The organism is Bacillus cereus group sp. BfR-BA-01379, from assembly GCF_022663605.1.
Lineage (GTDB): Bacteria > Bacillota > Bacilli > Bacillales > Bacillaceae_G > Bacillus_A > Bacillus_A mobilis.
On record NZ_JAKUFT010000022.1, the window covers coordinates 33876 to 45383 of the forward strand.

An 11508-nucleotide genomic window follows, 5' to 3' on the forward strand; every position below is an offset into this window, starting at 1 on the left:
TTTCCTGCATAATAAAGGTATAACAACGGACATTATTTATGAGGTGATATATATGAACGGAAACAAAATATTAGCAGCTTTATCATACTTTAGTGTATTATTTGCCCCTATCTTATTCCCTATTATTGTGTGGATTGTGGGCGATTCTGAAACAAAACCACACGCAAAACGCGCTCTATGGACACACATCATTCCAAGCATCGCGTCATTTATTGGATTCATTATTCTAGGAATTATGGGTATCGGATCTGATCAACCAGACGTAACACTTGGAATTGGAGCAATGATTGTCTTATGTATTTGCGGCATTATTAGCTTATACTACTTCATTTGGAACATCGTAAAAGGTATTAAAATACTGAAAGCTTAATTTTAAACAAACGTTTGATTAAAACAGCATGCATAATAATAAATAAAAGGTTATCGACGATACAACAACTTTTTAATAAGAAAAAACCGTCCCAAAATACCTTTTGGGACGGTTTTTTTATCTTCTGCGTTTCTTCTTTTTTCTCATCATTTTCTTGCGGCGCGTATTCACTTTATCCGCTATAATGTGAAGCGTACTCGCTACGACAATTCCCATTACGAACGTTATAATTTCAACCTCATGTTTCTTCGCAATTTCTATTAAATTCCCGTCAAGCGCGATTATATTTAATAGGAATAAAAACGGAGAAAATACAATTAACATGTATGCAATACGAATCACATCACCAAGTATAATTGTATGTGTAAAGAAGGAGCGATGCGGCATTACCTTTTTATACGGATACCAAAATATACGTAAGAATCCCCATTTATTATACGCATTACTATACGTATCTAAATCCGGCGTTAAAAATGTAGTACCTACTAAAAAGCCAATTGCAAAAGTTAATAAAAAATCAAAGCTTGTTAATCCATACGAAAAGAGCATAAACAAAACAACCGGAAGGGATATTAAGTTTATTTTCGTATGCGTTCTTCCTGATGGCATAATGCACTTCCTCGCTTACGTTCGCCCTGTCACCATATGACAGTTCTCACCTATTGATCTAATTTCTGATCGATAAAGGATGTGTCTATATCCGAACCAAACCATTCTGCCAACTTCACTCGTGCCTTATCTTTCACATCTTCATTGACGTATATCGACGCTTGTAATAGCGCAGCCATTAACGCCCCTAAATCATCCGTATAACCAATTCCAGCAATGAAATCCGGAATCGCATCAATCGGTGCAATAAAATAAGCAAGTGCTCCAATTACAATAATTTTCACTCGTTTTGGAACATCCGGTTTCTGCAAAACGTAAAACAATAATAAACTTGCATAAATGACCGATTGCCCTGCTTGCTTTGCAACATGTTTCACTTTCTTCCAAAACGCTTCAACTGAAAATTTTTGTTCCATGTAAAAGCCTCCCTATTTTTTTAAAGAAATAAGCTACAATATGTTATCAGTAAAAGTTCATCAAAATTACACATAATCTATCAATGAACTTTCATTGTAACAAACAAACGAAAAAAGAACAAGTGTTCGTTAATTTTCCCGTACTTTCCTTCATATAATAGGTTTCTAGATAACCGCTTACCCATCGTCATTTCTTATTTCTCAACCTAGAAAATTTTCAATTCCACTTAACATTCTGCTCTACCTTTGTTATATTTTCTAGTTGACGGACATATAAACGAATGTTAAAGTTTTCTCTGGTAGTGACAAATCTCATACAAAAAATGTAAAATGTTATAGTGTTTCTCAGAAATGAATTTTGTTGTATAATACAGAAATGACGTTATACTTATGAGCAGCAAAAGAAACCAAAAGGGTATGCATAGTTATAGTCGTATATGGGTGAATATAGAACCTCTAATTATGGCCAAGAAAACTATGTATTTTTTATTTTAGCATTTTTCGCTCCAAAATCGACCAAGCCTGATAGAGAAAGGGTGGAAATGAATGAAAGAAACCTTGAAATCACAATTTCAAAATGTGCGTTTCACTGTATTCGTAGCTTTAGCCGTATGGTTGAAGACATATATTATTACACGCACAAGCTTTGATTTAAAACTTGAATCTTTCATGCAAGAATTCATTTTATTCCTTAGCCCATTAGCAGCATCATTACTGCTTGTTGGCCTTGCATTATTTGCAAAAGGGAAAAAACGTAACTATATAGCACTTGGAATTAATTTTGTCTTAACAATCATTCTTGTTGGTAACGTAATGTTCTACGGATTCTACAATGACTTCGTTACTTTACCTGTACTAGGACAAACATCTAACTTTGGGAGTTTAGGTTCTAGTGTGAAAGAATTGTTTAACTACAAAATCATCCTTGCATTTGCTGATATTATCGTATTCTTCATTTTATTGAAGAAGATGAAGAATTTTGCACCGACAGAACGTGTAGCACGCCCAATGCGTTCCCTATACTTCGTGTCAACAGTTGCTATTTTCTTCGCAAACTTAGGACTGGCAGAAGCCGAACGTCCTGAACTATTAACACGTTCATTCGACCGCGTTATGCTTGTTAAAAACTTAGGTTTATATGTACACCAAGTATACGACCTTGGCTTACAAGCAAAATCAAGTTCACAAAAAGCTTTTGCTGACGGTAGTAAGTTACAGGAAACAGAAAACTATGTAAAAACAACACAAAGCAAACCAGATCCAAATATGTTTGGTACTGCAAAAGGGAAAAACGTAATTGTTGTCTCTCTTGAGTCACTACAAACATTCTTAATTGGTGCAACAGTTAACGGACAAGAAGTTACACCATTCTTAAACCAATTTACGAAAGAAAGTTATTACTTTGATAACTTCTTCCATCAAACTGGGCAAGGAAAAACATCAGATGCTGAATTCTTAGTAGATACTTCCATGTATCCACTAGACCGTGGTGCTGTATTCTTCACACACGGTAATAACGAATATACAGCAACTCCAGAAATTTTACGTGAGCAAGGATACCACACATCAGTATTCCACGCGAACAACGCAACGTTCTGGAACCGTAACATTATGTATCCGGCACTTGGTTATGATCGTTACTACAACGAACTTGACTACAAGATTACGCCAGAAACGAAATTAAATTGGGGATTAAAAGATATCGAATACTTCGATCAATCTATCGATATGTTAAAAGAAGTGAAGCAACCGTTCTATACTCGTTTCCTTACTTTAACAAACCATTACCCATTCACTTATGATGAAAATACGAAATTAATCGATGAATACAATTCTGGTGATGGCGTATTTGACCGTTACATGGTAACTGCTCGCTATTTAGACGAAGCAATGAAACACTTTATTGAGCGTCTAAAAGCAGAAGGTATTTACGACAACTCAGTTATCGTATTCTACGGTGATCACTACGGTATTTCTGAAAACCATAACCGTGCAATGGCACAGTTCTTAGGAAAAGAGGAAATCACTGCATTTGACCATATGAACTTACAAAAAACACCGATGTTTATTCACGTTCCAGGTCAAAAAGAAGGTAAAACAATTTCAAAACCAACTGGTGAAATTGACATTAAACCAACAATTCTAAATTTACTTGGTGTAGATTCTACGAATCAAGTTCAATTTGGTCATGATGTATTCTCACCTGATAATAAAGGATTCGTCGTTCTTCGTGACGGTAGCTTCATTACAGATAAGTACATGTACACGAACAGTACATTCTACGACCGTACTACTGGCGAAGTTGTACAATTACCAAAAGAAGAATCTCAACCACTCATTGATCGTGCCCAAAATGAATTGAACATGTCTGACAAAATCATTGAAGGTGACTTACTTCGCTTCTCTGAAAGTAATAAGACCAAAACTGGTGAAGTAAAGACAGCTATTAAAGAAGAAAAGAAGAGCGCTGAGTAATCTCAGCCTCTTTTTTTTTATATTTCTCCATACAACCACTTATATTCATTAACTTTAACATTACATAACCTTTACCAAATATTCACATAGAATTAATGAACCATCTCTATAATAAAATATGTAAGCAAGGTTCTATATATTTCTTATCTCTCATCTTTAATAAGATCCCTTAAAGAAATATAGGAATCGTTTATTTCTACTTTCTTATAATTGTCTTTCAATGTGTTTTGTTTCCATACACAAAACATTCAATAAGACGATGTCCCTATGAAAGATAGCTACCCTCCTTGTGCAGCATTCCATAAGAATGTTGCTTTTTTTTATCCAAAAGCAGGATTCTTATTTCTTATTTTCGAATTTGTATATACAAAATGCTGTAAATCACTACTACTTCTCTACCATTTACAAATACATATACGTCATATGTAAAGAAGTACTCACATAAAAATTACTATAGTGATTTTTATTTCGAATGAAGGCTTCACTTTACTTATGCACTTACGAAAGGATGGGACAGAAATTGGCATACGAAAAATTTGTACTATGGAATGATGCAGTTATTGATACAACAAAACATCGCGCGTACATAGAACTTGAAGAAAGAGGCTTGCAGTTTGGAGATGGTGTCTACGAGGTTATTCGCCTATATAAAGGGAACTTTCACTTATTAGATCCGCATATCACAAGATTATATCGCTCCATGGAAGAAATAGAATTATCACTCCCTTTCTCAAAAGCAGAACTTATTATCCTACTTTACAAACTAATTGAAAGTAATAATTTCTACGAAGATGGAACGATTTATTTGCAAGTATCTCGTGGTGTACAAGCTCGTACCCACACATTCTCATATGACGTCCCGCCGACAATCTATGCCTATATTACAAAGAAAGAAAGACCCGCGTTATGGATTGAATATGGTGTACGTGCTATATCAGAACCAGATACGCGCTGGCTACGCTGTGATATCAAATCGTTAAATTTATTGCCCAATATATTAGCTGCTACAAAGGCTGAACGCAAAGGTTGTAAAGAGGCTCTTTTCGTACGAAATGGTACTGTAACTGAAGGAAGCTGTTCTAATTTCTTTCTCATAAAAAACGGAACTCTCTACACACATCCAGCCAATCACCTTATTTTAAATGGCATCATTCGTCAATATATCCTTTCTTTAGCGAAAACCCTTCGCATTCCTGTACAAGAAGAACTATTTAGCATTCGCGATGTTTATCAAGCGGATGAATGTTTCTTTACAGGAACGACGATTGAAATTTTGCCGATGACTCACCTTGATGGAACTGCAATTCATGATGGTCAAGTTGGCCCTATCACAAAAGTGCTACAAAGATCCTTTTCTCAAAGCTTGCTACAATCCAACATGTCTTCTTAAACACGAATAATTTCTTTTCTTTCTACACTCAACATATGTATTTAATTGGAAATCAAGGTATAGATTTATGCCTTGATTTTTTCTTGTAATCTTTTTGTCATATTCAGATTCCCGCATAAGTCTTGACAGTAATCGACATGCTCTTTAGAATTTTTAACAGTTGGTAAATATTTCTTCACTACATTACAGACAGAAAGGAATCGACAAATTATGAAAAAATACCTTGCCGGTCTTGCGGCAGTGTCTGTAGCAGGAGGAGCAGCACCTACACTGGATAGTGTTCAAGCTGCCCCTGAACAAAATACACAAAAAGCTGCTACACAAACTGTCCAAGCTTCCGCATCAAACAGCTCATCTTATACGGTAAACACTAGCGTATTACATGTTCGTGCAGGATCTAGTACTTCTCACAACATCATCTCACGCGTGTATAACGGTCAATCTTTAAACGTGGTTGGCGAAGAAAATGGTTGGTTCAAAATTAACATTAATGGACAAACCGGCTTTGTTAGCGGCGAATTTGTATCAAAAAATGGAGCAAGCAACACTAATGTAAATACATCAGGTGGAAACAATAAAGTGACTGCTGATGTATTACGTGTACGTACCGCTCCAAACACTTCTAGTTCTGTTTCAGGACGTGTATATGAAGGACAAACATTAAACGTAATTGGGCAAGAAAATGGTTGGGTGAAAATCAACCATAATGGACAAGTAGGTTATGTAAGTAGCCAATTTGTATCTGGTGCTTCTTCAAATACGGGTTCTTCAAACAACAATACGAATAATAACAACCAAGAATCTGTAAAACCAGCAAGTGGAAACTATACAGTAAATGTATCTTCCCTTCGTGTTCGTACAGGTCCTAGCACTTCTCATACAACTGTAGCTTCTGTTACAAAAGGACAAGTCGTACAAGTTGTTGGCGAAGTTCAAGATTGGTTCAAAATTAATTACGCTGGACAAACTGCTTACGTAAGCAAAGACTACGTAACAAAAGGCGGTTCTAGCGACAACATTACACAAGGTAACAACCAAGATAACAAACAAGAACAAAATAATAATGTAACTGTTCAAACTGGTGGTACTTACGTTGTTAACGCAACATCTCTACGCGTTCGTACAGGCCCTGCTGCTTACCATAGTGTAATTGGTGGCGTGTTAAATGGGACTACATTAAACGTAGTTGGATCTGAAAACGGTTGGTTTAAAGTAAACTATCAAGGAAAAACAGGCTTCGTTAGTAGCGAGTTTGTAAAATTCGTTAAAGGTGGCACTGCTACTCCTGAACAGCCAAAACAACCAGATCAAGGTGCAATTGGTGACTACTACATTAATGCTTCTGCCTTAAACGTACGTAGCGGCGAAGGTACAAATTATAGAATCATAGGCGCACTTCCACAAGGCCAGAAGGTTCAAGTAATCTCTGAAAACTCTGGATGGAGTAAAATTAACTACAACGGTCAAGCTGGTTATATCGGAACACGTTACCTTTCTAAAACACCAGTTGGTGGCGCTGTAAATAATAAGCCTAACGAGAACCAAAGTAACAACAACAACAACAATAATAATACAAGCAATAATAACGGCGATAGTTCTTCCCTACTTGCATACGCAAAAGGAATGCAAGGCGTACCATACGTTTGGGGCGGTACTTCTGCTACTGGTGTTGACTGCAGTGGTTACATCTACCACGTATTTAAGAAATTTGGTCATAATATTAGTCGTCAAAGTGTTGCAGGATATTGGAGCAGCTTACCACAAACTTCAAGTCCACAACCAGGTGACTTAATTTATTTCAAAGACACTTATAAAGCAGGTCCTTCTCATATGGGTATTTACCTTGGAGGCGGATCGTTTATCCAAGCTGGAGATAAAGGTGTAGCAATTGCTTCACTAAGTAACTCTTATTGGAGTAAGCACTTCTTAGGTTATACGAAAGCACCTTAAGTTATATTTTTAGAGCCTTCTAGATTACTAGAAGGCTCTTTTTAGTATATGTCACCTATATCCCCGAAAAAATAATGTATCTATTTCCCTATTTCATACACTATATTCTGCAAAAACAACCCATAACGTTATCATAATGTATATTTTCACATAAAAAACATAACCTATTTCATGCCCATTCATTTTATATGTGTTTTTTTAAAGAATTTTCTTTTTATTTAAACTTTTCGTTAGACGTTTGACCTCTGATGTCCATTATGATAAGTTACTTAAGATGTTATATTCGTAAACGTATAGACAACTGGTTTATACACTTTTTTTACTATGAGGAAGGAGCATACACTGCATGAATCTTTTATGGGGAATTGGCGGCGTGATTGGAGTATTAGCAATTGCTTTCTTACTATCTTCCAACCGCAAAGCTATTAATTGGCGCACAATTTTAATCGCGCTAGCATTACAAATGTCATTTTCATTTATCGTATTACGATGGGATGCTGGAAAAGCAGGTTTAAAATACGCTGCAGATGGCGTTCAAGGATTAATTAATTTTTCTTACGAGGGAATTAAGTTCGTTGCTGGGGATTTAGTCAACGCAAAAGGCCCTTGGGGATTTGTTTTCTTCATTCAAGCACTACTTCCAATCGTATTTATTAGTTCATTAGTTGCAATCTTATATCATTTCGGTATTATGCAAAGATTTGTCAGTGTCGTTGGTGGCGCATTAAGTAAACTTCTTGGAACTTCTAAAGCTGAAAGTTTAAACTCTGTAACAACTGTATTTTTAGGACAAACTGAAGCTCCAATCTTAATTAAACCTTACTTAGCACGTTTAACAAATAGTGAATTCTTTACTATTATGGTAAGCGGTATGACAGCTGTTGCCGGATCAGTTCTTGTCGGCTATGCAGCAATGGGTATTCCGTTAGAACACTTATTAGCAGCAGCAATTATGGCAGCTCCATCAAGTTTATTAATTGCGAAACTAATTATGCCTGAGACAGAAAAAGTAGATAACAACGTTGAGCTTTCTACAGAACGTGAAGACGCAAACGTTATTGACGCAGCGGCACGTGGTGCATCTGAAGGTATGCAACTTGTTATTAACGTAGCAGCAATGTTAATGGCCTTCATCGCGTTAATCGCTTTATTAAATGGTCTACTAGGATGGGTTGGTTCTTGGTTCGATATTAAACTTAGTCTTGATTTAATCTTCGGCTACTTACTATCACCATTTGCAATCTTAATCGGGGTTTCTCCAAATGAAGCTATACAAGCAGCAAGCTTTATCGGTCAAAAACTTGCAATCAACGAATTCGTTGCATATGCAAACTTAGGACCACACATGGCAGAGTTCTCTGCAAAAACAAATTTAATTTTAACATTCGCAATCTGTGGATTCGCAAACTTCTCTTCTATCGCAATTCAATTAGGTGTAACAGGAACATTAGCTCCTACTCGCCGTAAACAAATTGCACAGTTAGGGATTAAAGCAGTTATCGCTGGTACATTAGCGAACTTCTTAAATGCAGCAGTTGCAGGTATGATGTTCCTATAAAATGATGTAAAGTCTCCTCTTTCTAAAGGGGGGGCTTTTTATTATGCTCTTTATTTTTTTGGTATATTTTCAATACTTCATAATGAAATATAAAAACATTATGATACAATAATTAGTAAGTCTGTTTATTTTTTCTTACAAAAGAGGGATACTACTTATAGTTGCTCTGTAAAAATAACCTAGTCATCCGGTCTATTTCTTAATAATTGCGCATACTACAAGTATCCTTGCATGAATTATCTTTAAGGAGGAAAGTTTTGTGAAAGATAACTTCTATAAAGTCCTCTCTATGTGGATTTTACAAATTTTATTTTATTTTACAACTGTACATGTAACGCAATATGAGCATGCTCTCATTTTCACAATTATATATGTAATTGTTAATGTACTATTTCTATTATTGACTGATAAAACCGCATTTGTTCTCTTCATATTAGGAACCATTACTTCGGTATTCTATCTGTTCTACCAAGCTTGGCTTTACTTATGGAGTACATCAGAACAATGGGAATACATTATTACTCACTTCCTAATGGCAGCAAACTTCTTCATCGTATATATCTCAACTCATTTATTAAAGAAGGTTATTCATGAAAATAAAGAATTAACCGAACGTGTGAGGACGTTAGAACAATACATTGGAGAATCAAAATTATTAACAAGACAAGAATTCGAAAGACGACAAGCATTATTAATCACCGCAATGAATCGTCGTAATGAAACAGGCGTTATTATTTACTTTGATTTCAATTCCTTTAGTAAATATACGAAGGAAAGTGTTATGGACCGTGTAGCTTCATTATTAGTTGAAACAATAAGAGATGACTTTGACCTTGCTGCTGAATACGATAATAATAAGCTCGTTATTTTATTACAAAACACAAATGAAGCCGGTGCTGACATTGTAATGAACCGTCTAAAGCCAAAAATGGAGCAATGGCTTGCTGCTGAAGCGATCCAAGATATAAAAATTTCACGCGAGCAAATCGGGAACAAAGGACAGACGTTATTATGATGACACTCGTTATACTGCTTTTATTCCTTCTGTTTTGCGTACTCGTTTTTTGGATTAGCATCACATTTTCGATTAAGTATATACTTATCTTTACAGCCTTTCTATTCTCTGCCTTACTTGTTTATTATTCTTTCTTAACACTCGCAGGCTTAATTCACCGAAATAGTAAACGAAAAGATCGTACGCTAGAACAGTATCCAAGCGTCGATATTTTAATACCTGCCCACAATGAAGGCGTCGTTATTAAAGATACTTTAGAGGCGATGGCGAGGATCGAATATCCAGGCAAACTAACTGTTTATTTATTAAACGATAACTCTCAAGATGAGACACCTGAAATTGGTGACGATTTCGATAAGGCTTATGCTCATATTCGTCACATTCGTGTTCCAGCAGGTGAGCCAAAAGGGAAATCACGTGTATTAAACTATGGTCTTAGTATTTCAGATGGTGAATACTTCTGTGTGTATGATGCAGATAACCAGCCTGAACCACATGCACTGCGAATGCTTGTAGAACACGCTGAAACAACCGAGGATGCTGTTGGAGCTGTCGGTCACGTTCGTACTGTAAATGAAAATAGAAACTGGCTAACACGAATGATTTCGTTGGAATTTCAAATCTTCCAGCTCCTTATGCAATCCGGACGCTGGTTACTATTCCAAACAGGTTCACTAACAGGAACAAACATGCTTCTTCGCCGCTCTGCATTAGAAGAGCTTGGCGGTTATGACCCGTATGCAATTGCAGAAGACGCTGAATTAACATTACGAATTACACAAAAAGGCTATCTCCTGCCAATCGTTCCAGAATCGATTACATGGGAACAAGAACCTGAGCATTTAAAAATCCTTATTAAACAGCGTACACGTTGGCTCCAAGGGAACTTGTATATTTTAGAAAAAATGTTTTCTTCCTTAAGTTTCTTTAAAGGAAAACTTCTCGTCCATTCCTTACAACAAGTTTTAGTGTATGTTATATTTTGGCTATTCTTAATCATTTCGAACGTTTGGTTTGTAATTGGGTTACTCGGGATATTCCAAATTCAATATAGCATTCCGCTACTATTTATGTGGTATGTCGCATATATTACATATGTTTCTCAATTATTTAGTGCCCAGAGTGTAGAACGAACCTTTACACCAACTAATATTTTTATTAGTGTTATCATGTACTTTACGTACGCACAACTCTTTACGTACTTATTTATTCGTAGCTTAATTTTATACTTACGTGCAAAGAGCAAAAAACAAGTCATTGGCTGGGATAAAACAGTTCGATTCAAAAAAGATAAATAATAAAAATAAGCACAGAGCGCCGTATGCTCTGTGCTTATTTATTGCCGTATAAATTATATATCAGACAATACCCCTTAGCTGAAAGTAATTTCACGTCCATCCCCCAACGAACGATTGACCTTCATTTATATACGAAAAAGTGATTGCTATTTTTGTAGAACCAATTGCTTCTCTAGCTGTTCTTTGCGCGTTTCAGTCTTAGGTTCCGTGCTTTCTTGGACACTACGATGTGCCACACGTTTCAAACAAATATGCTTCCACTTTCTTTCGTAACGTTTCATTATTCTAGATGTCCCCCTTGAATGCGCTTTAAAACTATTTGAAATCGCTTACAGGAAATAATATAGCACATATACATAAACGTGACAACACATTTCCGACAATTTTTTGTCAAAAATATGAATAGAATTTACAAATTATCGGAATT

9 protein-coding genes are annotated in these 11508 nt (G+C 35.9%); 7 read left to right on the forward strand and 2 right to left on the reverse strand.

What is annotated here, in order from left to right:
- The first annotated feature begins 52 nt into the window (after positions 1-52).
- On the forward strand, positions 53-370 hold the full coding sequence (locus tag MR113_RS10955) for a magnetosome magnetite crystal formation protein family (protein WP_061679359.1): 318 nt from the start codon (positions 53-55) through the stop codon (positions 368-370).
- Between the two features lie 117 nt (positions 371-487).
- Here the strand turns inward: MR113_RS10955 and MR113_RS10960 are convergent, their stop codons facing one another.
- Complete coding sequence (locus tag MR113_RS10960; RefSeq protein ID WP_242254172.1) at positions 488-979, reverse strand: metal-binding protein; 492 nt, start codon at positions 977-979, stop codon at positions 488-490.
- A 50-nt stretch (positions 980-1029) separates the two neighbouring features.
- The gene (locus MR113_RS10965; protein WP_242254173.1) at positions 1030-1395 is read right to left on the reverse strand and encodes a YkvA family protein; all 366 of its coding nucleotides are present in this window, start codon (positions 1393-1395) and stop codon (positions 1030-1032) included.
- 546 nt (positions 1396-1941) lie between these two features.
- Between MR113_RS10965 and MR113_RS10970 the strand changes: the two genes are divergently transcribed.
- From MR113_RS10970 to MR113_RS10995, 6 genes are all read left to right on the forward strand, one after another.
- Positions 1942-3870, forward strand: coding sequence for an LTA synthase family protein (locus MR113_RS10970; protein ID WP_242254174.1), 1929 nt, complete (start codon positions 1942-1944; stop codon positions 3868-3870).
- Between the two features lie 508 nt (positions 3871-4378).
- Positions 4379-5260 carry a D-amino-acid transaminase gene (locus MR113_RS10975; protein ID WP_242254175.1) on the forward strand — a complete coding sequence of 294 codons (882 nt, stop codon included), beginning with the start codon at positions 4379-4381 and terminating at the stop codon, positions 5258-5260.
- A 210-nt stretch (positions 5261-5470) separates the two neighbouring features.
- Complete coding sequence (locus MR113_RS10980) at positions 5471-7210, forward strand: C40 family peptidase (RefSeq protein WP_242254176.1); 1740 nt, start codon at positions 5471-5473, stop codon at positions 7208-7210.
- Between the two features lie 346 nt (positions 7211-7556).
- Positions 7557-8768, forward strand: coding sequence for a NupC/NupG family nucleoside CNT transporter (locus MR113_RS10985; RefSeq protein WP_088098439.1), 1212 nt, complete (start codon positions 7557-7559; stop codon positions 8766-8768).
- 259 nt (positions 8769-9027) lie between these two features.
- A complete protein-coding gene (locus MR113_RS10990; protein WP_242254177.1) occupies positions 9028-9783 on the forward strand; it encodes a GGDEF domain-containing protein in 756 nt (251 codons plus the stop codon).
- Entirely contained in the window at positions 9780-11081 is a 1302-nt protein-coding gene (locus tag MR113_RS10995; RefSeq protein ID WP_242254178.1) for a glycosyltransferase family 2 protein, read from the forward strand. The genes MR113_RS10990 and MR113_RS10995 overlap by 4 nt, the downstream gene beginning before the upstream one ends.
- The last annotated feature ends 427 nt before the right edge of the window (positions 11082-11508 follow it).

Bases quoted from the DNA above. Each gene is read 5' to 3' on its own strand.
- MR113_RS10980 (WP_242254176.1), top strand. From the start codon at position 5,471: ATGAAAAAATACCTTGCCGGTCTTGCGGCAGTGTCTGTAGCAGGAGGA.
- MR113_RS10985 (WP_088098439.1), top strand. From the start codon at position 7,557: ATGAATCTTTTATGGGGAATTGGCGGCGTGATTGGAGTATTAGCAATT.
- MR113_RS10955 (WP_061679359.1), top strand. From the start codon at position 53: ATGAACGGAAACAAAATATTAGCAGCTTTATCATACTTTAGTGTATTA.
- MR113_RS10995 (WP_242254178.1), top strand. From the start codon at position 9,780: ATGATGACACTCGTTATACTGCTTTTATTCCTTCTGTTTTGCGTACTC.
- MR113_RS10960 (WP_242254172.1), bottom strand. From the start codon at position 979: ATGCCATCAGGAAGAACGCATACGAAAATAAACTTAATATCCCTTCCG.
- MR113_RS10965 (WP_242254173.1), bottom strand. From the start codon at position 1,395: ATGGAACAAAAATTTTCAGTTGAAGCGTTTTGGAAGAAAGTGAAACAT.
- MR113_RS10970 (WP_242254174.1), top strand. From the start codon at position 1,942: ATGAAAGAAACCTTGAAATCACAATTTCAAAATGTGCGTTTCACTGTA.
- MR113_RS10975 (WP_242254175.1), top strand. From the start codon at position 4,379: ATGGGACAGAAATTGGCATACGAAAAATTTGTACTATGGAATGATGCA.